Source organism: Planktothrix tepida PCC 9214, assembly GCF_900009145.1.
Lineage (GTDB): Bacteria > Cyanobacteriota > Cyanobacteriia > Cyanobacteriales > Microcoleaceae > Planktothrix > Planktothrix tepida.
Genome location: NZ_LN889815.1, coordinates 324,385 through 349,419 on the forward strand (window position 1 = coordinate 324,385; position 25,035 = coordinate 349,419).

General features: G+C 39.1%; 27 protein-coding genes. 14 read left to right on the forward strand and 13 right to left on the reverse strand.

Translation table 11 applies throughout. From position 1 onward, the window contains the following. Window positions 1–217: 217 nt before the first annotated feature. Window positions 218–2,119, reverse strand: a complete 1,902-nt coding sequence (locus PL9214_RS28075) for a type IV secretory system conjugative DNA transfer family protein (protein ID WP_072722595.1) — start codon at window positions 2,117–2,119, stop codon at window positions 218–220. Window positions 2,120–2,355: 236 nt separating this feature from the next. On the opposite strand from PL9214_RS28075, the gene PL9214_RS28080 reads away from it, so the two are divergent. Next, complete coding sequence (locus tag PL9214_RS28080; protein ID WP_072722596.1) at window positions 2,356–3,378, forward strand: DUF5895 domain-containing protein; 1,023 nt, start codon at window positions 2,356–2,358, stop codon at window positions 3,376–3,378. A gap of 63 nt (window positions 3,379–3,441) precedes the next feature. Here PL9214_RS28080 and PL9214_RS28085 read toward each other — a convergent pair whose 3' ends face one another. The 3 genes from PL9214_RS28085 to PL9214_RS28095 are packed head-to-tail and all read right to left on the reverse strand — an operon-like array spanning window position 3,442 to window position 6,347. Then, window positions 3,442–4,104 (reverse strand): hypothetical protein, encoded by a 663-nt coding sequence (locus PL9214_RS28085; protein ID WP_072722597.1) that lies wholly within the window; start codon window positions 4,102–4,104, stop codon window positions 3,442–3,444. A gap of 25 nt (window positions 4,105–4,129) precedes the next feature. Continuing rightward, window positions 4,130–6,025 (reverse strand): M23 family peptidase, encoded by a 1,896-nt coding sequence (locus tag PL9214_RS28090; protein WP_186440484.1) that lies wholly within the window; start codon window positions 6,023–6,025, stop codon window positions 4,130–4,132. A gap of 52 nt (window positions 6,026–6,077) precedes the next feature. Then, entirely contained in the window at window positions 6,078–6,347 is a 270-nt protein-coding gene (locus PL9214_RS28095; RefSeq protein ID WP_072722598.1) for a hypothetical protein, read from the reverse strand. 138 nt (window positions 6,348–6,485) lie between these two features. Between PL9214_RS28095 and PL9214_RS31675 the strand changes: the two genes are divergently transcribed. The 4 genes from PL9214_RS31675 to PL9214_RS28110 all read left to right on the forward strand — a co-directional run bounded on the left by PL9214_RS31675 (window position 6,486) and on the right by PL9214_RS28110 (window position 10,045). Further along, complete coding sequence (locus PL9214_RS31675; RefSeq protein WP_186440485.1) at window positions 6,486–6,653, forward strand: hypothetical protein; 168 nt, start codon at window positions 6,486–6,488, stop codon at window positions 6,651–6,653. Between the two features lie 73 nt (window positions 6,654–6,726). Further along, a complete protein-coding gene (locus tag PL9214_RS28100) occupies window positions 6,727–7,320 on the forward strand; it encodes a methyltransferase (protein WP_072722599.1) in 594 nt (197 codons plus the stop codon). Between the two features lie 33 nt (window positions 7,321–7,353). Continuing rightward, a complete protein-coding gene (locus PL9214_RS28105; RefSeq protein ID WP_072722600.1) occupies window positions 7,354–9,111 on the forward strand; it encodes a DNA polymerase in 1,758 nt (585 codons plus the stop codon). A 67-nt stretch (window positions 9,112–9,178) separates the two neighbouring features. After that, on the forward strand, window positions 9,179–10,045 hold the full coding sequence (locus tag PL9214_RS28110; RefSeq protein WP_072722636.1) for a hypothetical protein: 867 nt from the start codon (window positions 9,179–9,181) through the stop codon (window positions 10,043–10,045). Window positions 10,046–10,071: 26 nt separating this feature from the next. Here the strand turns inward: PL9214_RS28110 and PL9214_RS28115 are convergent, their stop codons facing one another. The 3 genes from PL9214_RS28115 to PL9214_RS28125 form a co-directional block, all read right to left on the reverse strand. Beyond that, the gene (locus PL9214_RS28115; protein ID WP_072722601.1) at window positions 10,072–10,374 is read right to left on the reverse strand and encodes an HNH endonuclease; all 303 of its coding nucleotides are present in this window, start codon (window positions 10,372–10,374) and stop codon (window positions 10,072–10,074) included. 390 nt (window positions 10,375–10,764) lie between these two features. Next, the gene (locus tag PL9214_RS28120) at window positions 10,765–11,589 is read right to left on the reverse strand and encodes a DUF4435 domain-containing protein (RefSeq protein ID WP_186440486.1); all 825 of its coding nucleotides are present in this window, start codon (window positions 11,587–11,589) and stop codon (window positions 10,765–10,767) included. Between the two features lie 2 nt (window positions 11,590–11,591). Next, complete coding sequence (locus PL9214_RS28125; RefSeq protein WP_072722602.1) at window positions 11,592–12,650, reverse strand: AAA family ATPase; 1,059 nt, start codon at window positions 12,648–12,650, stop codon at window positions 11,592–11,594. A 218-nt stretch (window positions 12,651–12,868) separates the two neighbouring features. Here PL9214_RS28125 and PL9214_RS28130 point away from each other — a divergent pair, with 218 nt between their 5' ends. Continuing rightward, window positions 12,869–13,975, forward strand: coding sequence for a ParB N-terminal domain-containing protein (locus tag PL9214_RS28130; protein ID WP_072722603.1), 1,107 nt, complete (start codon window positions 12,869–12,871; stop codon window positions 13,973–13,975). A gap of 262 nt (window positions 13,976–14,237) precedes the next feature. Further along, on the forward strand, window positions 14,238–14,627 hold the full coding sequence (locus PL9214_RS28135; RefSeq protein WP_072722604.1) for a four helix bundle protein: 390 nt from the start codon (window positions 14,238–14,240) through the stop codon (window positions 14,625–14,627). A 28-nt stretch (window positions 14,628–14,655) separates the two neighbouring features. Here the strand turns inward: PL9214_RS28135 and PL9214_RS28140 are convergent, their stop codons facing one another. Both PL9214_RS28140 and PL9214_RS28145 read right to left on the reverse strand, forming a co-directional pair. Then, window positions 14,656–15,297, reverse strand: a complete 642-nt coding sequence (locus tag PL9214_RS28140) for a transposase (RefSeq protein WP_083580230.1) — start codon at window positions 15,295–15,297, stop codon at window positions 14,656–14,658. Then, window positions 15,255–15,602 (reverse strand): hypothetical protein, encoded by a 348-nt coding sequence (locus PL9214_RS28145; protein ID WP_072722606.1) that lies wholly within the window; start codon window positions 15,600–15,602, stop codon window positions 15,255–15,257. Before PL9214_RS28145 ends, PL9214_RS28140 begins: the two co-directional genes overlap by 43 nt. Window positions 15,603–15,989: 387 nt before the next feature. On the opposite strand from PL9214_RS28145, the gene PL9214_RS31680 reads away from it, so the two are divergent. After that, window positions 15,990–16,145: a hypothetical protein gene (locus PL9214_RS31680; RefSeq protein WP_186440413.1), complete on the forward strand. Its 156-nt coding sequence runs from the start codon at window positions 15,990–15,992 to the stop codon at window positions 16,143–16,145. Here the strand turns inward: PL9214_RS31680 and PL9214_RS33140 are convergent. After that, window positions 16,142–17,086, reverse strand: a complete 945-nt coding sequence (locus PL9214_RS33140; RefSeq protein ID WP_369326008.1) for a tetratricopeptide repeat protein — start codon at window positions 17,084–17,086, stop codon at window positions 16,142–16,144. The two genes, PL9214_RS31680 and PL9214_RS33140, sit on opposite strands and share 4 nt — an antisense overlap. Before the next feature lie 376 nt (window positions 17,087–17,462). Here PL9214_RS33140 and PL9214_RS28160 point away from each other — a divergent pair, with 376 nt between their 5' ends. Beyond that, on the forward strand, window positions 17,463–17,693 hold the full coding sequence (locus PL9214_RS28160; RefSeq protein ID WP_072722608.1) for an addiction module protein: 231 nt from the start codon (window positions 17,463–17,465) through the stop codon (window positions 17,691–17,693). 76 nt (window positions 17,694–17,769) lie between these two features. On the opposite strand, the gene PL9214_RS28165 is transcribed toward PL9214_RS28160, so the two are convergent. Further along, window positions 17,770–18,390: a Uma2 family endonuclease gene (locus tag PL9214_RS28165; RefSeq protein WP_072722609.1), complete on the reverse strand. Its 621-nt coding sequence runs from the start codon at window positions 18,388–18,390 to the stop codon at window positions 17,770–17,772. A gap of 105 nt (window positions 18,391–18,495) precedes the next feature. On the opposite strand from PL9214_RS28165, the gene PL9214_RS28170 reads away from it, so the two are divergent. The 4 genes from PL9214_RS28170 (at window position 18,496) to PL9214_RS28185 (ending at window position 21,534) form a co-directional block, all read left to right on the forward strand. Then, window positions 18,496–19,470 (forward strand): tyrosine-type recombinase/integrase, encoded by a 975-nt coding sequence (locus tag PL9214_RS28170; protein ID WP_083580231.1) that lies wholly within the window; start codon window positions 18,496–18,498, stop codon window positions 19,468–19,470. Between the two features lie 146 nt (window positions 19,471–19,616). Further along, window positions 19,617–20,309: a PDZ domain-containing protein gene (locus PL9214_RS28175; protein ID WP_072722610.1), complete on the forward strand. Its 693-nt coding sequence runs from the start codon at window positions 19,617–19,619 to the stop codon at window positions 20,307–20,309. A 181-nt stretch (window positions 20,310–20,490) separates the two neighbouring features. Further along, a complete protein-coding gene (locus PL9214_RS28180; RefSeq protein WP_072717379.1) occupies window positions 20,491–20,868 on the forward strand; it encodes a hypothetical protein in 378 nt (125 codons plus the stop codon). Between the two features lie 402 nt (window positions 20,869–21,270). Then, complete coding sequence (locus tag PL9214_RS28185) at window positions 21,271–21,534, forward strand: hypothetical protein (protein ID WP_072722441.1); 264 nt, start codon at window positions 21,271–21,273, stop codon at window positions 21,532–21,534. 27 nt (window positions 21,535–21,561) lie between these two features. Here the strand turns inward: PL9214_RS28185 and PL9214_RS28190 are convergent, their stop codons facing one another. Together PL9214_RS28190 and PL9214_RS28195 are read right to left on the reverse strand one after the other, a co-directional pair. Further along, window positions 21,562–22,461 carry a hypothetical protein gene (locus PL9214_RS28190; RefSeq protein WP_072722611.1) on the reverse strand — a complete coding sequence of 300 codons (900 nt, stop codon included), beginning with the start codon at window positions 22,459–22,461 and terminating at the stop codon, window positions 21,562–21,564. Between the two features lie 50 nt (window positions 22,462–22,511). Continuing rightward, window positions 22,512–23,426: a DUF1822 family protein gene (locus tag PL9214_RS28195; protein ID WP_072722612.1), complete on the reverse strand. Its 915-nt coding sequence runs from the start codon at window positions 23,424–23,426 to the stop codon at window positions 22,512–22,514. A gap of 1,412 nt (window positions 23,427–24,838) precedes the next feature. Between PL9214_RS28195 and PL9214_RS31685 the strand changes: the two genes are divergently transcribed. Further along, window positions 24,839–25,035, forward strand: a 197-nt coding sequence (locus tag PL9214_RS31685) for a hypothetical protein (protein WP_072722614.1), incomplete at its 3' end; no start/stop codon positions are given.

The window sequence follows — 25,035 nt, forward strand, 5'->3', positions numbered from 1 at the left end:
CAAAAAAAACTTGCTATGGCTTATTTTCAACTGGGGGAAGTTTTACCTTGATTAAATTAGTTAAAGAGGACAACTGGAAATACGCAAATTCTAAAGTTTTTGAACTCCGCAATCCGGGTAATGATTTGCACCAGGTTCTTCAGATTCTCAAACAACTTAGTCAACTTGCTCTTAACTAATCCCCAACCTTAATGGAAAATTTTCCATTGGTGAAGGATCACTCTTCGCGTTTCCCAATCCCCCCAGCGGAAAACACTCGTTTAGAACGTCCTGTCTGATGAGCGATCGCATCTAAAGGATCTGAGCCGTAATTGCGGTTTACCTCCAATGTGTCTGGCGATTGCGGGGGAACATTTCCCCCCGGATCAGGTAACGGTAACATCCGTTCAGCCTCCTCAATGCGCTCGTATAATGCGGCGGTAAGTCCCTCCAGATCAGTCAATTTAACCCGGCTTTCCAAACGAGGTCTAACTTGTTCATCCCACAACGCCTCACTTTCATCTTTGCGCTTCAAATCCGCTTTAGGAATAGGAATAGTCAGTGCGTAAGGAATCGACCCTTCGCCACCGGAACTGTAACCGGGATTAGTAATCACACATCGTCCTTGGGGAAATCGCAAAATTTCGTCAATGGAAAATAAAGGCATTTTTTGTAGAGATTCGTTCCAACTAATTGAGCGATTACTGGCAGATTGACCGCCAAAAGAACGACTGGTAGACTTACTTTTGATCAAAACTTCTTGATCACCATAACGCTCTGAATATTTTTTTGCCGTGTCCGTATTCCCAGGGTTAAATAGAATGTGGGTACTGCAAGCAGAGGCGATCGCTGCTCCCATTTTCTCCCCATATCCTTCATAAAGTTGTTCCAAACTTTGAATTCCTAACAGAAAACAAGCTCCATTAGAACGATATTCATTAATCCATTGTGGCATCCGTTCTAATCGAATCGATGGAAATTCATCCAATGAAATAATCAACGGATCTTTTCGGGGACGACTTAAATTAGAAACTACTAACAAGTGAATAGCCGCCGCCAACAAAGGCCCAACAACAGAGCGTCGCTCATCATCAAGTTTAAAAATGATCATTTGACGACCTTCAAGCCGAGTCGGAATATCCGATTTCCCCAAAAAAGCTCGCAGTAAATCAGCTTGAATAAAATTACTAAACGTTCCGGCGGCGGTTGTTAGAATTCCTGAGATGGTTTTTTCCGCATCTTTCGCACTCAAAAACTGATTAAAACTCGTGGCTACCCACTCATCAATTTGCCGAGATTGAATCGCATAATCAAGCCTTTTGACTAAATTCGGCAACCTCAAAATTGCATACAGCATTGCCATATCAGGATACTTTGAACCTTTCACTAATTGTAGTAAAGCTTTCGCTAATAAATCTCCCGCTTTTGAGAAAAATTCATCACTTTTTCCTTGATTAGAACTTGCATTACGATTAATAACTTGACCAATTTCTCCCGCCATTACAGAATCTTGAGGAGATTTCATAAAATCGAGGGGATTAATTACACCGGAATAAGCTTCCCCAGGTGCAAACACCCAAACTTTATAACCGTAACGCGCGGCTAAAGGAGCATGAAGTTTAAGTTGATCTCCTTTTTTATCATAAAGAAGAATCGGAAATCCTTGCACCATTGCACTTTCAATTGCTCGATCAATCGTTGAAAATGTTTTACCAGATCCCGGCGCTCCTATCACTAAAATTGAGCGTTCTGCATGGGGTAACCAAACCGTTGGACTAGCTCCTAAAGCAGTTTGAAAAGTTGCTACAAAACCTCTTAATTTTAATCCCCGCCACCAATAGCGAGGACTCCCACACCACAACGTTACTTTATTATGTTTATTCTCTTTAATTTGTTGAAGTGCTAACCGAGTTGCACCTACTTTTTCCAGGGTTCCACATTGTTTTCCGGTGGTGATTTTTCCTCGACTTCCGCCTATAAATCGAGAGGCTACCAGTAGAACAATAAACATCCCTAGGGTTAAATATCCTTCTGGGTTATTATACTCTTGAAACAATCCTTTAAAATCTAGTGAAAATAAAGGAAGGGGTTGTTCTGTTTTTTGAGAAGTCTGAGCCAAAATCGGATTAAAATTATTCATAGTGCAACTTAAATAAATTATCTTTAATCTACCGAATGAAGATCAATTCACCATTCAAACCCAGGACAGATTAAATTGGAATTAGAATTACACCTCAAGAATGAATTAAAATAATCGCTTGATAACTCCCAACTGTTAACTGTTAACTGATAACTGTTAACAGATAACTGATAACTGATAACTGTTAAGGGGAGGCTACCGCCTTGTAAGGGCGGAAAATTTATCTCTGTTTTTAAATGGTTAAGACGAATGGTAAAGTTAGAGCTAAAAGCTCTACGAATCTAAAAATGGCTGAAGATCAAACTTCTTTACAGCCCGAAAACCTTAATTTTGAAATTGACTCAGAACTTTTAGAATCCCGTTACAATTTTGTTAGACGACCCATTCTTCCCTATGGGATTGTTGTTAATGAACAAGTTGCGGGTATTTTGATTCCCGAAGATCAATTAGAAAAAGCGAATTGGTTAGTTTTCCCAACCGATGAGGAAATGACAACCATTAGTTTAACAGAAGACGTAACGGGTTTATTACTGTCTAAATGTCGCTTTTGTGTATTAGCATTTATTCCTGAATACATTCGTTATAAAAACGATATTCCTGATTTAGGAGGTAGTGTTGTTGGCTTGTATGAAGAATACAAAAGTCAACTGAACAAAAAGACAATGGATGTTGTGAGTGAACACGCGCTCGTCTTTTTAGATGAAATGAACCGTCCTTTACACAATAATCCGATTGTTGTTAGGTTTAAGAATGTTGCATTGTGGAGTTTTAAGGCGGTTCGAGAAGAATTTTATCGCTTACTGGAGAAAGCCTTTTCTGACTACTTGCATATTCCGTTTAGTAGCAAAAACGATAAATGGCGCAGTCTGGGTATTCTTGATGTACAATTCAAGGGAGTTAAGGAAGGTGAAGGTTCTAATAAAAGCTACTGCTGTAAAACTGTTAGCTATATTAAGCCAACCGTTAACAATTTTCCTTCCCTCTATTTAGGAAAAACTCAGCAGAAAAAGTCAATTTGGGGGCTGCATGATACCATTTTAGGGTTTACAGAAACACCTGCATTACCTGGAACATCTGAACCTCAAATTCAAGTTCTTCCTCCCTCTTTTGCTGAAGAAGAACTTGGGAAAAAAGCAATCGCTTCCTCTAAACCTCCTCGTAAGATTATTGCATCTGTTGTTGAAGAAGATGATGAGTTTGATGAAGATTTAGATTTGGATGAATTTGATGAAGATCTTGATCTAGATCAGGATGAATAAAGCTAACTTCAATTATCTAATATAAAATTCCCTTTCTCCATTAGGACGAGGGAATTTTTTTCTTTACTTTTGTTGAGCCGTAGATTCAATCACAGAAGTTTGTACAATTTGGTATTGATGATTATTAAAACACCATTTACTCTGTCGCATACTCTTTCCCATCGATTGCTGTATCTGTAAGCAAGGTAAATCCGAGGAGAGGGAAGGATCTCGCATGATCTTAAATAATGGAGTTTGGGGAGGTAAGTTAGGGTTAAGATAGGTTGCTAATACAGGAACAGGGGTAGTATTTTTAGAAATTAAATAACCAACATATAAACACTTGGCTTTTCCACATACTCCTTGATGATTGAAGCTAAAAACAATTAACTGACCTGCTTTTCCTTTTACCGTAAAAGCGTTTACACTGGATAAAACTTCTTCAGGATTGAGTTGAGAATTTTCAGTAATCACTCTTTTGACTAAATCAACTGGAACAATTTCAGTGGCTTTTAACCAAGATGCTGATGTCGAGTTTGAACTACAACCGCTTGTTCCTAATAGCATTGATAAAAACAGAAATAACGCCACTCCAAACCGAAACCATCTTCCTACCCATAAAAAAGAACGAGGCGGTTTAGGTTCTATATTTTGAGGTCGATACACAAGCTTTAATGCTCGATATCGAGAATTAATCGAATGATTAGAAACAATAATTTTGGGTTTTTGTCTGTTTTTCAGTAACATTTCTTTAGCCTCCTTAACGAATTAATCACTGGCTATTCAAGCGGGTATTAGTGCTAATAACGGTTCCACCATTAACTCGATAACGTCCTAAGACATCAAGACCATAACTTTTTAAGGTCAACCGACCAAAAGCATCTGTGGCTTGACCATCAACCTGAGAAGAATCACCACCAAAGTGTTTTTGAGCAACTCGTTCAATTAAGCGTTCACCCTCAAACAATTGCCCTGTTGTTGGGTCAATTTCTGCAACGGTGGTGTTAAGTTTATCAATGAGACTTTGGACAAATGCCGCCTCTTGATCCGCAGGAGGAAAATATTGAAATAGTTCTGTTTCTGTCGGTTGATATCCCTTAGCAAGTTGGGCTAAAAATATTTCTCCTCCAGGTTTTGAAGCAATCACACCGCTTGCGTATTCGTTGTAACTCATGAATTGATATTTGCCTAAAGCCATACCGCAATTGCGATTGTTATCTGCACAAACATAAGGGCCAATGGCTAAGTCTAAATTGCTGCTTTCTAAACTTGTGATCGCTTCAGATAAAACTTCAATATTAACGCCTTGCACCTGCCCATAAGTTAACTTTGATTGAGTCTGACGAGAAGGTGGAGAAAGCGAATTCTTTTGGGACATAACAGAAGATTCTGTTGAAACATCTGCTTGTGTTGGGATTGAGGAAAATCCAGACGGTGAGGGTTCTAACACTCCAACAAAAATGGGAGAATTGACTCGATAGGTGAAGAAGGGAACAGGGCCAATAAAATAGGGAGAACAACCACAGGGAGAACAGAACCGAAAGAATAAAGCAGTTGATACGGTGTCGGTTTGTTCGTCGGGTTCCATCACAACAACTTTAAAAGCACTACCAAAAGGTAATCTACCTGTGGGTTCCTTACCTCCGTTGATTCCCTGAAGACAACCCCAACCGCCTTCAACTTCTTGGTATTTCCCACTAATCCATTGTTTCCCTTCCAAAGAACCCCGCGCACTGCGACCGATATTTTCTAAATCATCCAGTTCGATGTAAGCGCATTGACTCCCTTGACAATTAACAGAAAACCCTTGAACATCAGAACCCGAAATGGTGTTGGTTCTTCGTCCTTCTGCGGGGCCATAAATAGTATCAATTCGCAGGACTAAATCACCAAATTCAGTCACAGAATTGGGAAAATCAGACAGGGGTAAGGTGTTCAGTCCTGGTACATCTTGAATGGGAGTGGTTTGCCATCCTGACAACGCACCGAGTTGGGTACTTTCTAAGTTAGGAAGAGAAGACATTGAATAGGAAGACAAATCAATTTGTCCGAGTTTCAATTCTCCAAGTTGGGGGTTGCTACTGAGTACCTGAGTTAACGTTTGATTCCTCCAATTAAGATTAGCAGCTTGGGTGGTGAATAGGTCTGCTACTGGTGCAATTTCTTCAACTTTGAATTGAGCTAAAAGGGGAATTGCTTCAATGAGTTGGTTTAAAGTTTGTTGACCGATTAGGGGGAAAGCGCTTAAAGCAACCTGCTCTAAATTTAGTCCTGTTTGCTGTGCAATAAAACCCACTGACAAAAGCTCTGGTTTTAATGCTAGGCTGATATCTCCTAATGTTAGAAATTGATCGGGTGTTTGTCCTGTTGTCCAGGTTCGATTAAGTTCAGTTTCTTGCCCTTTGGTTTGATTAGAACCGGATTGACTAATAGGGGGCATTTGGGAAAAAGAAATTTGTGTCCAATCAGGGACAAGAGCATGAGTGGAAGTGGAGTTTCCTTGTTGATCAACACTAGGGATTTCTAAAATTCGAGTCGGTAGTTCGGCTGCATCAATATTAATTTGGGTTGCAGTTAATTCGGATTGATTAAAACCCGTTGAAAGGAATAACGTTAAACTGAAAGTTGCCAAGAATAGCCCCGATTTTAATAATAATCTTCTGCTCATTGATAGATCGGATTATTTTGATGTGATTAGTCACTCTTGATATTGTTTTGCTTTACAATTCCAGGTCATTTCCCTCAAAATTTGATGAATAACCCAAGGAATTTTTGCTCCCGCTATTAAATTGAGGGTTAGGATTAGATGCTGTTTCTGTCCAAGGGGTATCTGCTAAGTTCAAATCTCCCTCAAAAACGTTTTCTTGATAGCCATCTGCAAACTGATCAGGTACACCATAAGGCTTTGATTGCTGATTATTGTTATAGCCGCCGTAGCCTGAATTGCTATAACCCAATTCATTTGGATCGGTATTGTTGGAGTTGTTCATAACAGGAATCGATAGGGTGAATGAAATTTATAACTTACTTTAACGACCCATATTGATCAGATCTTTCAGCCAATAGGAGGAATTAAAATCCCGCCTATCGGCGGATTCACAACGTAAAACCATATTAGGAGTTGACTTGTGAATTATTACCATCTTGTTTTAGCTGTAGATAAAGAAGTTAATCGTTGGCGACAACGGATATTTCGCCAGATTCATCAGTGTCGCAAAGAAACAACAAAATTTAAGTTATTACGAAATTGGCATAAAAGTCAGGATTTATCGAGTCTTGAATTTCAAAATTGGTAATAACAGATATTGCTGAAATTGAAATTTAATAGTTTCAATAAAATTTTGCATAGCTTGTTTAAATCATTGAACAATGGAAAATATATCTTTAGTGGAGACAATTCTGTATCAGAAAGTTAAAGAAACTCCGCCTTACTCTTGGTTCCCATCTTCCCCTCAACTGATTGAAATCATGCTGAAAGAAGCACAGATTACCCCAGGATTATATGGTTTAGAACCGACGGCGGGAGATGGGGTTTTAGCTGAAGCAATGGTTCAAGCGGGTGCAATTGTAGATGTGATTGAAATTGACTTTCTATTGCGTCAGATTCTTTTTCAAAAAGGATTTAATTTAGTGGGGTGTGATTTCTTAACATCTCAACCTCAACGCCAATACAATCGGATTCTAATGAATCCTCCCTTTTCTACTAATAAAGTTCGGGGAATTGATTTAGCGATGATTCAACGCGCTTATCACCTGTTTTTAGCATCTTCTGGTCGGTTGGTTAGCGTTGTCAGTAATTCAATGAATATCAAAAACGATGAACGAGCGCAAACTTTCCGAGGATTTCTTAAACAAACGAAAGCCAACGTAATCAAACTCCCTTTAGAAATTTTTTGGGGTACTCTTCGTCCGGTTACAGTTGAGACTTACCTCATTGTAATTGATAAAGCTTCTGAATTCTAATTTTTTTACCCTTTTCTTATCCACCTCCTGCTTATGAAATACAATTTTATTACTAATCATGATCAGCTTAAAAAGACTCTATTTCCTTTAATGAACGCTTCTGTTCTGGCTATTGATACTGAAACAACCGGACTAGATCCCTTCATAGATCGGATTTGTTTGATTCAAATTGCTGTCCCTCAATATCCTATTGTAATTATTGATTTAACTGCTATGGGAACGAGGGGATGTCAACTTTTAAAAAAACTCCTCAATAGCCGTGCGCTGAAAATTTTCCAAAATGCTAAGTTTGATTGGCAAATGCTAGAAATGGCAAATCTCCGTCCGTCAGGGCCTTTTTTTGATGTAATGTTAGCCAGTCAAGTGTTACGTTCAGGACTTAAGAAAGACCATGATCTTCAATCTTTAGCTTGGGAATTTTTAAAGATTAAACTTGATAAAAGTTTACAGTTTAGTAATTTTGCAGGTAAACTTTCAACGGCTCAGTTAGAATATGCAGCATTAGATGCGGCTGTCTTACTGAAACTGAAAACTCGACTGCATTCTAAACTTGAAAAAGCAGGATTATTAGAAACGGCTCAAATCGAGTTTGATGCGTTGCCCGCCGTTGCCCAAATGGAACTGAATGGAATGCGGCTTGATGCAATAGCATGGCAGCAAGTAGGTTCTGAGTTAAAAGCTCAAGAACAGAGAGTATTAACTCAATTAATCAATGCGGGTTTAAAGCCACCCCCTAGCCCCCAATTGTCTCTATTCCCCGAATTAACAGAAACGCTGAATCCTCGTTCTACTTCCCAAGTTTTACAAGCTCTTCGCGCGCTTAATATTCCGGTTCAATCAACTCGTAAAAATGAATTAATTCCTAAAGCTCGTGAATATCCAATTCTGCAATTTCTCCTCAACTATCGAAAGTTAGCATCTTTATGTTCTAACTTTGTAGAAGCTTTGCCTAAACATATTCACCCCAAAACCGGGAGAATTCACCCCAGTTATCGGCAGTGCGGAGCGCGTTCAGGTCGCTTTAGTTGTCAACAACCGAATCTACAAAACATTCCCAGAAATTGTACTGCTCAAGGAATGCGAACCTGCTTTATTTCAGAACCAGGCTATCAAATTATTAAAGCAGATTATAGCCAAATTGAACTCAGAATTGTGGCTGAAATATCGAGCGATCGCCGGATGTTAAATGCTTATTCTAAAGGGGAGGATTTACACGCTTTAACGGCTTCTTTAATTACAGGGAAATTGTTAGAACAGATTACGCCTGAAGATCGGCAAATTGCTAAATCTGTGAATTTTGGCTTAATTTATGGCATGGGGGCGGCTAAATTGCAAGCTTATGCTGAGGAAAAATATGATGTTTTGTTGACGTTGGAGGAAGCTAAACTGTTTAGGAAAAGGTTTTTTACAGCGTATCAAGGGGTTAAGCATTGGCATGAACAAGTGAGGAAAACGGTGTATGCTCAAGGACGAAGAGAGATTCGCACCATTGGCGGACGTCGAAGACGATGGGCTTCTAAACCCCGTCTGTGTGAGTTGCTCAATCATCCGGTTCAAGGTACTTCAGCCGATTTATTGAAAGTGGCGATCGCTCGTTTGTTTGAAGTTTTACCGAATACAGAAGCTAAGTTAATTGGTGTAGTCCATGATGAAATTCTCTTAGAATGTCCTCAACAAACTCTTAAAAAAACAACTCGCCTTCTTAAAACCGTAATGATTGAGGCAGGACAACAATATTTGCAGCAAGTTCCGATTGAAGTGGACGTGAAAACTGCCTTGAGTTGGGGTTAAGAATAGTACAGATCGGAACATGGTGGAAAATTTTCCACTATGTTTCCCACCCACAAAATTTAATCTTATGGCTCAAATTCTTCCTAAATTTACAGTCAAACCGGGCTATCGACCTCAATCTTCTGATACAACACCCGAAGCCGATTTATTAGAATTCTGGCTTTTAAAACAACGAACGCCCGAACAGCGACTGTTGATGGGAAGCTTGATGAACCAAAATGCTCGTCGCTTTGCTATTAACTGCTTCCGCCAACGCTTTTTTGATTTAAAAGAACCAGAATTTGCTCAAAAACTCGCCCAAGCTTGGTTAGGTGAAGATTGTCCACAACATTATATTCCCACCGGAGATGAAATGACTTGGGTTCAAGATTCTATTAGTCTGGCTGAAATTCTCCACCCAATTTTTGAATCCCTTAATATTCCCTATTATATTACAGGCGGAGTTGCTGCCATTGCTTACGGGGAAGTCAGAACAACACGAGATTTAGATATTGTCATCTCAATTATTCCTCAATATTTAAGTTCATTAATTTTAGAATTAGAACAAGCGGGCTTTTATGTTTCCGGTGTAGATGATGTGGTTTCTGGTCAAATGCAAACCTTGTCAATTACTCATATTGAAACCATTTCTAGGGCTGATTTAATCATAGCCTCAGATTCAGAATTTGAGCGTCTGAAGTTGGAACGACGACAACAATATCAAATTCCTACTGGAGCAACAGTTTTTCTCACCTCACCTGAAGATCTAATCCTTAATAAGTTGCAGTGGCGAAAGTCTAACTCTTCCGAAAAGCAATGGCGAGATGTATTGGGTATATTAAAAGTACAAGGAGACTCTTTAGATAAAGTTTACCTCAATAATCAGGGTGAATCTCTAGGGTTAATTGAGGATTTAAACCGAGCTTTAATTGAAGCCGGACTTGAAGAAATTTAGCCAAAACTTCAGTGTTCAATTCGGAATTAGGATAATTTTAAGTTAAGGGATAACTGCCCTGGAGAAATATTTCCTCGACTGCGACGATGGCACGCCAAATGGCAACTTGTACATAACGGAACCAAATTTTCTAAACGATTATCAGCCGGGTTATGATTCCAGTGATGGACTTGCAGTGTATAAGCTCGGCGTCGAGATTTCATAGCATCTGATAACGGTTCTCCCGGCTTAATACAGAATAAACCACATTTTTGACATTGCCAATTCGCTGCTTCTTTAACTGCCAATGCCAGTTCCTTCCAATTTTCAGGATAACGATTTGAAGCCATGAACAGATTGGGTGATTTTCCTTATTTGCTCTTTCTCTATTATTAAATTATCATAACTAGCTTAGAAGAACCGATTATTTTAACCATTTTTCTATTAATTTATGGGAAAGCGTTTCCACTCTCTGAAAAATATCTGCTAGCCTTGGGGTAAGAGAAGATGCGATCGCCACAATCTTACTCTTTTTTTATACCAATATCTTCCCGCATTGATGCAGAACTTAAACCATCAAAAATTAATCCGTTTTGAATTAGTAAACCTAACATGATTCTTGGTTCTTTTGATTGTTAGCTGTAATTAATCTTGGTGCAATAAAATTCAAACTATAACTGTTCGATTCTTGATCGTAATTCCATAATATCGGGATATTGCGTAATGTCAAAATTATTAGTTCACCAATGAAAAAAATCGGTTAGAGAAATATAGTGATGTTTTTGTTGCTGCAATTGCTTCTGCATTTCCATTCGCTTTTGAATATCTTTTCCATGAAACCATATTAAATACTGTTTCTGTGTCCAGAAATTCTCTTGTTCAAACTGATTTTGATACATGGCAAGGCTCTCTTCAAATTTTTCTGTTGTCGCTGTTTCAACAGCTTGTCTAAATTCGTTAATTAACCCTAAAGCTTCATTTTGACAATCTTGTAAATCCAATGAAGCGGGTAGTATACCACTATTGCCTGTCCATGTCGTTTTGAGTTGTTGTCGTGCTGCACTCATGTTAACCAAGTCACCCAATGCCCAGCGTACAGCTTGGTAAGCTTGCAGGTTCTTGGCGCTACTTTCAATCCATTCGGAAATGAGATCAATTCCTGGTGAATCTCGATGTCCCCACTTAGAAAGTTTAGGATTTTCCTGCTTCTCCTTGTACTTTTCTACCCAATAGGTGTGAATTAAATTAGGATCTAAAAGATAGTTTTCTACACAAGCGCGATAAGTTAAATTAATAGATCTATTACCGAGTTGGAGTAATTGACAGTTAAGAGTTGGTTGAACATCAAAATCGCGATCACGAAAAACAATGTATTTCTGATTTACTGCTTGATTTCTAGAGAAATAGCCTTCAGCAAAACTTGAAAAAGAAAATTTACTACCCGCAGGAATAATCGTGCATTTTTCACCCGGGATACCATCAACGACTTTGTTAAGTAACTGATAGTCTAAGCTGGTCGCCTTCCCTTCACAAAAAATTATTTTTCCGCCGCTAACAACACTCACAATTACACCTCAATGCGGACAATGGATGCTTCAGGTATTAACTGCTCTACATAATCAGAGTGAGTGGTAATAATAAATTGATTATTTTTCCCTAATTTAGGTAAAGCTCTTAACAATGCTTGCTGCATTGGTGGATGTAAATGTAACTCAATTTCATCAATCAAAATAACCGAATTATGAATATTCCAATTGGCAAAGTCCATTAAGATGGGAAAGGTAGCACGCTCACCCCCAGACATCTCAGAAATTTCATACTGATTTTTACCATCGTAGAGATAAAACCAAGGTTCGCTGAGAATATCATCGATACCCTCTCGTGGAATTGAACCTTCAAAGCTACGTTCTGGAAAAACGGCTTTATAAGCTCGTTCAATTTCTGCATATAAGTCTTTCTGCCCAGGACGCAATTGCAGATTTTTATCTTTCACATCTTGATGAAATATCCGCCACTTTGATAGGCGATCGCGTAAAATATCATCTGTGATTTCAATTTTTCCATCCAGGTTTTCAGTAGTTAGGCTAGTTGAAGTTCTTTGCTCTGTGTACCAAAAAACTGTGCCAACTCGTTCAAACACCTGAAAGCCTTCTGAACGAAGTAATTGCTTTGCATATTCTCGCCCTTTGAATTGAAACAATTCAGCCGCCGTGTTTGCTTGAACTCGCTCACCTTGCCATCTTAGAAATATAAGATTTTCGTTAGCAGGAGAAACTGGTAAATTCCGCCCTATCTTTTGTAATTCATGGTGAAACTCTCGCACTGCTTCGATTTCTGGGCTAGGAAATTGTACTTTTAGAGTTACTTCTGGTTCAAACCTTCCCCAATTATGCCCAAGCAATTCATAGTTAAATCCTGGCCATTCTAAATCGGGAAGTTTCTGTAATCGCCCAGTGGCTACTCCCAGAGTAGCAGCAATTGCTTGTAAAAGACTTGTTTTTCCAGCACCATTCATCCCTATTATAACTATAATATCTCGTGCTAATCCAGTTTCTGGATCGGTGAAATCGAATGACCGCTCCCGAAATTTTTTGAAATATTTTAACTGGACAGATTGAACTTTCATGTCAGAAGTTTATTGAAAAGGATAGACACTATTTGTATACAGTTACTTGATGATTATTTTAATCGAATTGGAAAACTGCTGATTCCAGTAGGTCTCAAATTCTTGCACCTTATGAAACACCAGGTTCGGTTTGATTCATTTCGTTCAGTGAAGCGATCGCTTAAAATGGCGAGTATACTTAATATCAAAATCATTAAACTGTCAACGAACTACCCCGCTTGCCCGCTCTACCCGATACCCACTCCACTGTCACAACCGTAGACCCCAAAACCCTCAAACCCCATGCCCGCTACCTGAAAATTTATGGTCGGATGAACATCGAGGAATTGGTCGAACAAATTCAATTGTCCAATTGGATTAACCCCATTCTCATCACCCCCAAACACATAATTGTCAGTGGTCATCGACGCTGGCAAGCTGCCCTACAATTAAAGTGGAACACCATTCCCGTTGAAATTCGGGCTTTTCCCAACCGACTGTCAGAACTCGAAGCCCTCCTGAGTGAAAATCTCGCCCGACCCAAAACCCGAGAACAAAAAGTTCGAGAAGCCAACTCCTGGAAAGAAATCGAATCGGCTCGCGCCAAACAACGCCAGGAAGCCGGAATCAAGATTGAAGAACCCGGAGACCTTATGGATATATTTTCAGAAGGTCGCAAGGGAACCACCCGTGATTTAGTTGCCGCTAAGGTTGGTTTGGGTTCCGGTGTCACTTACACTAAAGCCGCTAAAGTTGTCGCTCAAATTGATACAGAAACAAAAGCCGGAAACGAAGAATGGGCAGAAGTTTGGCGTTCAATTCTCAACACCGTCAGTATTCAAGCGGCTTATTCCTTACTGAAACTGCCTCGAAAACAACAAAAACAAATCTTAGATTTAATTGCCACAGGTGCGGCTCGGACTCCCAAAGAAGCTGCCTTACTGCTCGCCGAAGAAGCCAGTCTCGACGACCCCCGCTTATTTGTTGCCGGGGACTACGCCGTTGTTAACATTGACCCGAACTTAACCTTTGCTCCCTCTGACCAGCGCTGGAATGGATATTGGGGAAGAGTGGAAGGCACAGGAACCTCTGGGTTGATTGTGCTGAACTTGGGGAGTGAAATGCTGCAATTTTACAGCCGAGATTTAGTAGAAATTGATCAGCCTAGTGATGAATTATTACAGGTCGCTTCAAAGGTATTACAACTCCGAAGTTTGGACTTAGATGAACTGGAAATTGCGTTGCTGGATGTGTTACAACAGCGTTTAGAATTTACGCCTCGACAACTGCTGTATCTGGAATATTTGGAAAAAGTTTTAACGTTACCTCGGCTTTCTGGCTCTTAATTTCTCAAAGAGTGTGAAAACAGCCTTAAGCAACAGAGGAAAGCTGTGTTGCTTGTGGCGTAATCTTTTAATGAAGTTAGGTTAAGATAATACACTTTATCTTAAGCCGAGTTTTTCATCTACAAAGAGTACGTCAAGAGTGCGAGGTGCGGAGTGTGGAGTGATGGTGCAGAAGGCAGAAGGCGGAAGGCAGAGGGCAGAAGTTGGAAAGAGTATAGGAGTATAATCAAGAGACTTCAAACTTCGACCTTCAAACTTCATCATGAGTTATAGAGAGCAATTTATTTGGAAAAGAGCAGTTCAGCTAGCAATTCACTGCTACAAATTTACTGACTTATTTCCTCAATCAGAATTGTATGGCTTAACTAGCCAAATCAGACGTTCTTCCGTATCTGTTGCATCCAATATAGCTGAAGGCTATGGAAGACGCTCAAAGCAAGAATACATACAGTTTTTACACATTGCATTAGGTTCTTTACGAGAACTCGATACGCAATTAATTATTGCTAAAGAGGTAGATTTAGCTGACAAAAACCTTTTTACTCCCCTATTAAATGAAGTTGAGGAAATGCAAAGTATATTAGTTGCTTCCTTAAATAAACTTAAAGTTCCAGATTCCCCTCAAGAAAAACTAGGGAACCGAAGGAATTAAAACAGCAGAGAAATAGACAACCTGAGTTTTAAACTGCATAGAGCATACGAGCTTTTAGTAAATCTAAGTTGGCTCGACCATACATTTGGCGTTTAATTAGCTTCAACTTATTAATTTGTCCCTCAACTTGACCATTACTCCATTCGTACTTGAGAGCAGCAGAGACTGCCGAGTAATCTTGCTGAATACCAACTGCAAAGTTTTTCATTTCCATAATCTGACTCCCAAGAGCTTGTGCTAGCCACTCATCTAAAACATTTGCTGGTTGGCGTTGTTTAATCAATTCTTGGAATGATTTGGCTAGGTTTTGTAGTGTGCGGCATTCTGGACACTCATCACACACATACTTGATAAACGTTTGCTGTTCTAGATTTAATTGTTCTAATGGTTTTAATAACCACTGTGCTACAAGTCGAGCATTGGGGAGTTTAAAAGTTGTTTTGGCTTGGAGAAATTTTCGTTGCTGTTGAAGTGTCAAATTCTTCCTTTGTTTACGTAATCGTCTTAGACGCAGCGTATCGTTAAGTCGAATTGTTTGTCTAGCATAAGCAGCCACTACTCTGCCAATACGTTCACAGAATATTCTTTGTGGGCAATTTGATTCTAGACAAAAGAACTTACGGGTGATTAGTTGCATCCGCACCCTGGTTCCTTGCTTAACATCGCACATCCCTTGATTACAATTTTCTTTCTTAGCTTCTTTATCCTTTTTACTTCTGCCCTCTGCCTCCTGCCTTCTGCCTTAACACCCATCACCAAAATTGCGTGAGAACCCAAAATTTTTCGCTCTCCGGGTAAGGTGATTATGTCCGATGATTTTGATGAGCCATTGGCAGGTTTTGAGGAATATGCTCCCTGAAAATCTTGCTTGATACTCATAAAACTTTTTGCCAAGTCATCATAAGTCCACATCGAATCTAAACAGTGAACTTTGAGCAAGATGACAATATCTTGAGGTTTTTGAGCCGATTTCATTCGGGAGCTAGTCAGCAATATTCTTTATTCATGAATTACGAATAAAACTATTATAACTTAAATTATTTGACTTGAAATTGACGTTTGAATGGGGGATGAAAACCAATCATAATATCTGAAGTGGGTACACTTATCTCAACATGATCTCATTCATGATTAATCGTTTTGAGTCTGCAAATAGGCACTTAGATCTTCCAAAGAGTTAAAATTGAGGACAGCTATNGAATATTAGTTAATTTAAAAAACGAAAAATTAGTCTAAATCGAACCAAATTTTCATACATTGAGAACAGATAATCGCATAAAAACCCAGCAGCATAACGATTTATAGATATCCAAAAGCAGTAGGGCCTACTCGCTTTTCCTCAACTAAAGGAGAGCCGAGTTTATGCAATGGAAACCCGTAACCGTCTTGTTGCTGACATCCATCTTGTTCATGCAACATTCCTTAGCGATCGCTCAAACCTCTTCTCAAAAGAATAATACTTCTCAAACCTCCCAATGTAAAGATACAGACGGTCGAATTATTCCATGTCCTCACTAAGGGGAAATTTGGGTAGTGCTTAAGCGTTTTTGAGCTAATCCAATCCAAGAGTCATCATCGGGAGACTCCGGTTGAGCTAAGTTTAAACAGCTTTTCCAAAACGGCAAAGCTCCTAACCTGTCTCCCCGTTCATCTTTAACCTGGGCTATCAAACAATAGGCGGCGGCGCGCTGAGGGTTCAGTTCCTTAGCCGTTTCTAAAATGTTTAAAGCTTCACTATCGCGCCCCTGTTTCCACCGCGCCCAACCTAGATTTTTCAACAAGGAATAACGCACCTGTTGATCCTCATCGTCAACCCATTTGAGTCCTAACTGACTTAAATGAGCACTTTGATTATAATCATAGTCTTTAACTATCATCAATCGAGCTAAATCACTATAGGCAGCAGGCAAACCTTCCTGGGCAGCAAATTGAAAGTGTTTTCGAGCACAGTCTAGGTCTTGAACCGACTCACAAAGCTTTCCTAAAGTATAACGGGTAGCGCGATTATTAGGCTCTAAAATTAAAGCGAATTTGAGCGTCATTTGTACTAGAGATAATTGACCAGATTGATAAAAATCCCACCATTGATTATGTAAGGTTTTAGCAAGTGGCGGTCTAACCATAAACCAACTAAACCCTCCTAAAGTTAATAAAAGTAAAGCGACTTTTGCCTGTTTTGAAAAAGAAAATTGCTTTTGAAGGGGATATTGGAAAAGTTCAGGAAAATAGGCGGGATGCTGATAAATGACAGGCAACCAACTTGCACAGGGAAACTTGTCTTCAAACTCATCCTGTAACCGTTGCCGTGCTTCTCGAACTGCACAATATAAGGATTCTCCTTTGGTCATTGCCAGGAGGAAATATTTTAAAAAAGCTTGGGCAACTAAATCGGGAACTAATTCCCGCATAACAATCATTTGGGGAATATTCAAATCGTCGAGTTTTTCAGCTAATCCCAAGCCATCACAGGAATTAAAAATCGCTAGTTTTAATCCTCGTTGAACANCAGAATAATAGCCAGAGCCGCTTCTTTACGAACAGTAAGCCTCGTTTGAGTAATCAACGCTTTGAGATCGGCATTGGAGGAAATCTCTTGGGCAGCAATACTCGCCTCTTCAACAATCCTATTGCCCAGACTAATATTATGACAAGCATCCCACTCCGTTTCTGCCATCAACTCGGTTTCATAGTGGACAATAATCCAATAGCGTTTCAACTCACTCATAGTTTTACCTATATGGAATAGAGCGATCTCCAATCATTAAAATGACACAAAATGGTAAAAATAAGTTAAGCTAAGTAAAGTAAAGATTGTCAAGTTACATTGTTTGATTTATGAAGAGTCTATTATCTGAACAAATTTTACCCCTAACTATTCCCGAAAAGCTTCAATTAATAGAGGATATTTGGGAAAGTGTTGTTATGGATGCTGATCAAATTCCTTTAACTCCATCTCAGAAACAGGAATTAGATCGGCGTTTAGCCTCTTATCAAAATATTGAAAATGAAGGTGAATCTTGGGAAGTAGTTAAGCGAAGAATCATTAAAGATGACATAGAAAATTAAAATTTTAGAGGAAGCTGAATTAGATTTAGATGAGGCTTATCAGTGGAAAAAACGTTTCTAGCGTAGCGATCGCACTTCAATAAAGACCAGCTTGGAAAATCTCAGAAGCGGTTAAACTTAACTCTGGAAAAGTGAATGATTCAATGCGTTGATTTTCTCGAAATTGACTGACTTGATACTCGCCTTCAACAAGCTGGTAAATAGAAACCGTCGGTTGTTTAGGATTCCCGATAAATCTTCTTCTTCCTAATCCTAAATAATCGACAATCCAATATTCAGCAATACCTAAAATTTCATATTCTTCTAATTTCAAAGCATAATCATCACTCCAATTATTTGAAACTACTTCAATAATCAAAGGAACAGAACTTCCTTGAGTAATAATTGATTCTTTTTCCCATCGGGGATTCTCTGCAACTCGTCGTCCATCGATGACAATCACATCAGGTTCATATCCAGACTCATCACGCGCCGATTTAATCACGCTTTCTTTAGGGATAAAATAAGGAAGTTTTAATCGTCTAATTTCCAAGTTCAATTCAGCAATCAGAAAACCAGCTACCCGCGAATGTGTGCCTGTGGGTTTAGGCATTTCGACAATTTCTCCGTTATGTAATTCATAGTGACATCCCGACCCTTCTGGATACCAAGCAATAAATTCATCAAACGTTACAGTTTTAGGTATAGCTTGAATCATAATCTTTGTTTAGGGTTATTTGAGATAAAATCAAACCTAGATTCTATTCTAATGTTCCTCAACTCTATCTAAATCGCACTCCGCACTCCGCACTCTATAATCCCTATGAACACCCTCCCGTCTCATTCTGCTGTTGAAATTGTTCCAGTTGCTGTTGTTGGGACATTAGCTGAACGCAATGTGATGGAGGATTTGTTAGCTACGAAGCGTTCGGAGAATACTCGGAAAGCTTATAATCGGGATTTGAAGGATTTCTTTTGGACTATTGCTCATCAAGAACCAACCGCCCAGTTAGTGATTGAGTTTTTACAGCTATCAAAGGAACAAGCCTTAAGTTTGGTATTAGGTTATAAGCAGCAATTGTTATCCAAAAAATTATCAGAAGCCACAATAAATCGACGTTTAGCCGCGATTAAAGCGTTAGTAGCATTCGCTTATCGGATTGGACAATGTAGTTGGACGCTAGCCGAATTAAAGGGAGAGAAGGTCAAGACTTATCGGGATACGACGGGAATTCCCCCGGTGGCGTTTAAGAGGATGTTGCAAATTCCCAATCGTCGTACAGTTAAGGGAAAGCGGGATTATGCTTTGTTACGGTTGCTGTGGGATAATGTCTTGCGGCGGGAAGAGGTATGTCAAGCTAATCTTGAGGATTTGGATTTGGAGGGGAAGACACTCAAGATTTTGGGGAAAGGTAAGGGAACGCAAAAGGAAACGGTAACGTTATCAAAGCCAACGGTGGAAGCACTTCAAGATTGGTTGGTGGCGAGACGAGAATTAAAACGCTCTAAACCGTTGTTTATTGCGTTAGATAGAGCGAGTTATGGACATCGGCTGACGGGAACGGGGGTTTATAAAATTGTTAGTCAAATTGCCAGAGAAGCGGGGATTAATAAACCGTTATCGCCTCACCGGATTCGTCATTCGGGGATAACAGCAGCATTGGAAGCAACGAATGGAGATGTGCGGAAGGTGCAGAAATTGAGCCGTCATTCAGATTTGAATACGTTGATGATTTATGACGATAATCGGAAAAATCAGCAGGGGGAAGTGACGGATTTGTTGGCTGATTTGGTTTAAGAAAATTAATGCCTTAACCTCGGCTCCGACGGCTATATAAAATCATAGATTAGGCGATCGCTTTAGTGTTAAAGTTGCTTCAGGGGATGCCTCACTTGCAGCAGATTTTGTAATCTGAAATCACAACAAGCATCTAAGGTGCGGTCATGGATAAATTAGTTATCCTAAAATTTGGAGACGGTGATTGTTTTTCGTTAGGCATTTTATTGAGTCCTTCAAAAAAAGGCGTTTTACTTGACAAAAATCATAAGAATACGGGGTTAGAAATTCTTGATGTTTTCCAAAACTCTACAGCGATTAAAGCAGGATTAAAACCTGGTGATATTATTTTAGAAATAGATGGTCATAAAGTCTTTGATATTACCCTAAATCAAGCTTATAAGTTTCTCGTTCAAAAGGGATCAGGTAATCCTGTAAAACTAAAAGTCCTGACAGAGAGAGAACATCTGGTTTATATAACAGAGGAAAAAACTATTAATTGTGAAAAATTTACTCTTGATTTTGATCAATTTATCACGGGAAACACAGGTAAATTTAGCCCAAATAGTCAGCAAATAGCTGTTCTAGGTAGTCCTAATGAATTAAGTATCTGGAGTATAGAGGGAAAACAGATTGCTAAATATACAATTCCAGAAGAAGGTCAAGGTCAGCTCGTGTTTTCCCCTGATGGTAAATATATAGCTACAGGAGGCAGAAAAGTTTTTATTTGGAGCCTAGAAAAAGACTTAAATGGTTTATTAGCAGCAGGATGTGATTGGTTAAAAGAATATTTCATAACTCATCCTGAAGAAAAACAGAAATTAAAAGTTTGTGATGTTAATACTAATTCTAAGTTATAAGCGATCGCCTTTCTGCATTGATATCTATAAAACAATTTATTCAAATAACAGAGGGTTGAGATCAAACAATGAAACTTGTGGGACTTTTTTACCCACTATCCTCTTTTGCATAATCGGCACAACCTTTCCCGATAAAGAAGTAGAAACAATCATAACACTCCAACAAGGAGTATAGACTTCCATGTTTTATCTCAAATTGGCAACAGTTTCTACTTTTTTAGCAGCTACCCTTTCTACTTCATTGGTTCCGTTATCAGCACTAGCTAATTCTGTTGGGATCTCTCCTTCTCAGACAACAGAACTTTCGTTCCAGAATACACCTGCCTATGTTATTGCTCAATCTCGGCAAGCCTTTACTGTTACGAAAATTTGGAGTGACTCAATCTACATCAAGAGTTCTGCTACTGGCAACGTATATGATGTTTACTATACAGGTCGTATTGGCTCTGAAGTTGGAGATACGGTTACGGTGATTATCGATGAAGATGACAACTGGATTACAATCATTAATGAACGTACAGGGAAATCAGCAGCCGTAACCAAGGTTAACCGTGTTTAACTAGCAATATTTACTCAGTTAACTTTTAGTAATGCAAATTACTTCAAAGTAAATATTGAACTAAAAAGTAGCTTAATACTTTCAAAGTAGTCTATATTTCTCATCTCCCAAGATGAGATTTTTTTTNCGGATAATTTTATGATTTGATAACGGGTTTCGGGTTTCGGGTTTCGGGTGTAGAAGGCTTGATCATTAAGGCTCACAGGTATCAGAAATGTCCTAATATGACTTTCGATTGCTAGCAGTCCCCTGAACAGTGTTTGACTTTAATAACGACTATGCTCTTTACAAGTCAAGTATTCTAGCTGACACCCGACACCTGACACCTGACACCTGCTCCGCATAACTTTGAATTCTCATAACGATTAGTAGTCATCAAGCCAAAATATGAGGAGTTTTAAGATGGCTGCTTCTGAAATCGTTATGCACCGGATGTTTGTCGAAATCGTTGCCCAGTATCACCCCTTTGCTGAGTATGTCGGTTATCAAGAGGCTGAAGATGGATTTATTATCTGCTATCGAGGCGCTAATGGGGAACAATATATGGCAATTGATACCCAAGGCAATGTGTTAGGAGATACGACGATGGGAACAACAAGAACAATGGGAATTGTAGCTATCGGTGCGGCTATTCTTGGTGCAATGTTTGGGGGTTCAAATTCCTAGTTAGATTAAGAAGCCGGGTTTCTGACGTTATCTCTCGGTTCCTATCAAAAGCTTGATCAAGAAACCCGGTTTCAAATCGTCGAGTTTTTCAGCTAATCCCAAGCCATCACAGGAATTAAAAATCGCTAGTTTTAATCCTCGTTGAACAGCTTTTTTTAAGCCATACCATAACTCTTCAATTGGGATACTGTCTTGCGGATTAATATAAATTCGTCCGGTTTCTCCTTCCGTTTCACTATGTCCGGCAAAAAAGATAATATCCCAAGCTTGTCCCCAAAGTTGATCATTTATTTCATGTTTTTTCGGTTCGGCTAAAAATGTAACTTCTGTCTGGGGTAAACTTTGCAAAAGTTTTAAATCAGCTTCTATATTAATTCCGTCTTGATGACCTAAAATGGCTAAAATTTTCAATCGAGAGCCAGGGCGAAATATTTGATTTCCAGCCAGGGGTTCTAATTCTAAGGGACTAATCGCTAATTCAGCATTGGAATAACTCTCAAAAAAATCCCACAAATGTAAGGGTAGTTTTTTTAAAGTCAGATCTGAAGTCCGAATTAATACCCGAATTTCTTCATTTCGTTGACATTCTTCTCGAAGTCGTTGATCTAAGGGACGAAATGTATCAGAATTGAGCCAAGTTTTCAGATGCGATCGCAATTCATCGGCAGAAGTTTTACAAGCTTTAATTCGCTGATGAATTGAACCTTGACGAATAATGCTTTGCGGTTTAATTCTGGCTGGAGAACCTAAGCTGCGATATTTGTCATTCCAGTGGAGTTGTAAATGCTGGAATAATTTAGGATTAGGAGGAAGATAACCCTGTTTTTCTAAAACAAGACGACCCGTTTCTTCCCGAACTTCTAAAATAACTTTAAAGCCGAGAATATCCCAATCACCATTAAATTCGAGAATAGCAATTCTAGCCATGTTGCTTTTCCCACTAAATTTTACTTACCCAAGCACGACACTCAATCCTATTAAACCACGAAACCTTGAATAATACTCACATCTCCTAAAACAATCTTAATACTAAAGTGTTCTCCCCGTTCTCCTCGGAAGTTAAACTGTAGGTTTTCACTTCCTCCTGCTTCCGATTGCATGACGCTTTTTCCTGTTTCATCGAGAATCATCATTTGCAAATCTTGGGGTAAATAAGTTTGAGAAATTTGGGGATATAATTGTACAGAAATATCGATTTCGGAGGAACTAACAGTATTTAAACCGACAAATAAGGCAACTTGCTCTCCTTGGCGTTCTAAGTTAAATAATTTAGCACGTTCAATTTTGGGGGAAAGAGATGAATGGGTTAAACGATGTCTGAAGTTAAAGGCGGGTTGTTCTTGTAGAGATTCTAGCAGAGATTCAATCTGTTCTACCGCTTCCCAACTCGCAGTAAAGATTCCTTGTAACCAATGGCTTAAAATCGGTTTTTCCTTTAAACTCTCCAGATAATCAATCCATTCTAAAAGCGATCGCAATTCTTCTATTTTCAACTCTCCAGAGGAAACAGACGGTACAAATCCTAATAAATTTCCTTGTCGAAAATCATCACTGAGTTGCACAACAATATATCCAATTCTATCGGCTAAAGCTTCAGCAGGAACTTTAACACGTTTATCTCCGGGTAATAGGGGTAAACATTCTATTTTTCCGATGTTTTTTAGAGTTAAATCGGCAGAATTAGATAAAAGTTTAACAATCGGATTCCAACTGTCATCGGAATCTAAATCAGTTTCGATTCCTAGCCATTGACAGTAATAATTTACCGCTAAAACGGCTAAGGTTTGAGAATATACTTGGTCAGCTTTTTGAGAGTTGGGTTGCTGATTTTTAAAGCGTTGAGCAAGATCACGGTCTTTAAGAGTTAAGGGAATGGTTAAGGGAGAATTCATAAGTTATAATTAGGGTGAATAGGGTTGAACGATTAAGGGATTAGTTTTCTATATTGTGTTTGATTTTAACAGCAAACTTTTGAATAGCTCGTTGATAAAAACTAGATAGGGTTGGTATTTTTAACCCTAATTCTTTAGAAATATCTTCCCAACTTTGTCCGGCTAATCGTCGTTTAACGAGANAGCTTCTATATTAATTCCGTCTTGATGACCTAAAATGGCTAAAATTTTCAATCGAGAGCCAGGGCGAAATATTTGATTTCCAGCCAGGGGTTCTAATTCTAAGGGACTAATCGCTAATTCAGCATTGGAATAACTCTCAAAAAAATCCCACAAATGTAAGGGTAGTTTTTTTAAAGTCAGATCTGAAGTCCGAATTAATACCCGAATTTCTTCATTTCGTTGACATTCTTCTCGAAGTCGTTGATCTAAGGGACGAAATGTATCAGAATTGAGCCAAGTTTTCAGATGCGATCGCAATTCATCGGCAGAAGTTTTACAAGCTTTAATTCGCTGATGAATTGAACCTTGACGAATAATGCTTTGCGGTTTAATTCTGGCTGGAGAACCTAAGCTGCGATATTTGTCATTCCAGTGGAGTTGTAAATGCTGGAATAATTTAGGATTAGGAGGAAGATAACCCTGTTTTTCTAAAACAAGACGACCCGTTTCTTCCCGAACTTCTAAAATAACTTTAAAGCCGAGAATATCCCAATCACCATTAAATTCGAGANTACTCGAAACCGGATAGGTTTGAGCTTCCAATGCTAGGCTTTTTAACCGTTCATCTTCTTCATTCCTCTGCTGGAAGTTCATGTTCGGGTACTAACTTCTGATTCGCTTTCATTCTATCTATGGCGTTTCGGGGTTCAGTTTTATGCAAAAGGGAAAAATGGGTGTCGGGTGTCGGGTGTCGGGTGTCAGGTGTCAGGTTTCGGGTTTCGGGTGTTGTGAACCCTTCACTTCGTTCGAGGGTAAACTCCGCGCTAGCGTAGGGAAGAATCTCTACTATCCCTCCAGACCCCACAGAGATCCTTCACTTCGTTCAGGATGACAATCATCTTCTGAATAAAAATTATCGCTTTGGGTCAATCCTGTTCCCGACACCTGAAACCTGAAACCCGACACCCCAAATATGAATTTTTATAACAAATTTCACTAAAAGGCGTAAAAAGAGCGATCGCCCTTCCGATAGTCAGTTTGAAACCCTAGATTATCAAGTGAGGTGAAAACGCTGCATAATTTCCCAAACTATACCCGATTTTATTAGCAGGTGTCAGGTTTCAGGTTTCAGGTGTCGGGGAATGGGTTTGAGCTTTGAGGTTTCAAGTTTGAGCTAAAAGAGTTCTTTTTCCCCATCCTGACACCCGACACCTGACAGCCGATACCCGACACCCATTAAGGAGGCATTTATGTCTTGTCCCCATGATCGCCATGGTAAACCCAAATGTCATATTACCGCCCATCCAGATCGACCTTATGATAAGTTTTGTTCGACTTGTCAACGGCGATTTCGAGATGCTGAATCTTTCGATTCTCTGGGAGTTTTGATTATGATTTTATTCGCTTTTCTTTTCTTGGTTTCGATTCAAATTTTCAACCCCAGTCG

Bases quoted from the DNA above. Each gene is read 5' to 3' on its own strand.
- PL9214_RS28180 (WP_072717379.1), top strand. From the start codon at position 20,491: ATGTTTTATCTCAAATTGGCAACAGTTTCTACTTTTTTAGCAGCTACC.
- PL9214_RS28190 (WP_072722611.1), bottom strand. From the start codon at position 22,461: ATGGCTAGAATTGCTATTCTCGAATTTAATGGTGATTGGGATATTCTC.
- PL9214_RS28145 (WP_072722606.1), bottom strand. From the start codon at position 15,602: ATGAAATCGGCTCAAAAACCTCAAGATATTGTCATCTTGCTCAAAGTT.
- PL9214_RS31680 (WP_186440413.1), top strand. From the start codon at position 15,990: ATGCAATGGAAACCCGTAACCGTCTTGTTGCTGACATCCATCTTGTTC.
- PL9214_RS28175 (WP_072722610.1), top strand. From the start codon at position 19,617: ATGGATAAATTAGTTATCCTAAAATTTGGAGACGGTGATTGTTTTTCG.
- PL9214_RS28170 (WP_083580231.1), top strand. From the start codon at position 18,496: ATGAACACCCTCCCGTCTCATTCTGCTGTTGAAATTGTTCCAGTTGCT.
- PL9214_RS28160 (WP_072722608.1), top strand. From the start codon at position 17,463: ATGAAGAGTCTATTATCTGAACAAATTTTACCCCTAACTATTCCCGAA.
- PL9214_RS28095 (WP_072722598.1), bottom strand. From the start codon at position 6,347: ATGAACAACTCCAACAATACCGATCCAAATGAATTGGGTTATAGCAAT.
- PL9214_RS28100 (WP_072722599.1), top strand. From the start codon at position 6,727: ATGGAAAATATATCTTTAGTGGAGACAATTCTGTATCAGAAAGTTAAA.
- PL9214_RS28135 (WP_072722604.1), top strand. From the start codon at position 14,238: ATGAGTTATAGAGAGCAATTTATTTGGAAAAGAGCAGTTCAGCTAGCA.
- PL9214_RS28075 (WP_072722595.1), bottom strand. From the start codon at position 2,119: ATGAATAATTTTAATCCGATTTTGGCTCAGACTTCTCAAAAAACAGAA.
- PL9214_RS28080 (WP_072722596.1), top strand. From the start codon at position 2,356: ATGGTTAAGACGAATGGTAAAGTTAGAGCTAAAAGCTCTACGAATCTA.
- PL9214_RS28115 (WP_072722601.1), bottom strand. From the start codon at position 10,374: ATGGCTTCAAATCGTTATCCTGAAAATTGGAAGGAACTGGCATTGGCA.
- PL9214_RS28140 (WP_083580230.1), bottom strand. From the start codon at position 15,297: ATGTGCGATGTTAAGCAAGGAACCAGGGTGCGGATGCAACTAATCACC.
- PL9214_RS28110 (WP_072722636.1), top strand. From the start codon at position 9,179: ATGGCTCAAATTCTTCCTAAATTTACAGTCAAACCGGGCTATCGACCT.
- PL9214_RS28195 (WP_072722612.1), bottom strand. From the start codon at position 23,426: ATGAATTCTCCCTTAACCATTCCCTTAACTCTTAAAGACCGTGATCTT.
- PL9214_RS28105 (WP_072722600.1), top strand. From the start codon at position 7,354: ATGAAATACAATTTTATTACTAATCATGATCAGCTTAAAAAGACTCTA.
- PL9214_RS28085 (WP_072722597.1), bottom strand. From the start codon at position 4,104: ATGTTACTGAAAAACAGACAAAAACCCAAAATTATTGTTTCTAATCAT.
- PL9214_RS28185 (WP_072722441.1), top strand. From the start codon at position 21,271: ATGGCTGCTTCTGAAATCGTTATGCACCGGATGTTTGTCGAAATCGTT.
- PL9214_RS28165 (WP_072722609.1), bottom strand. From the start codon at position 18,390: ATGATTCAAGCTATACCTAAAACTGTAACGTTTGATGAATTTATTGCT.
- PL9214_RS28125 (WP_072722602.1), bottom strand. From the start codon at position 12,650: ATGAAAGTTCAATCTGTCCAGTTAAAATATTTCAAAAAATTTCGGGAG.
- PL9214_RS28090 (WP_186440484.1), bottom strand. From the start codon at position 6,025: ATGAGCAGAAGATTATTATTAAAATCGGGGCTATTCTTGGCAACTTTC.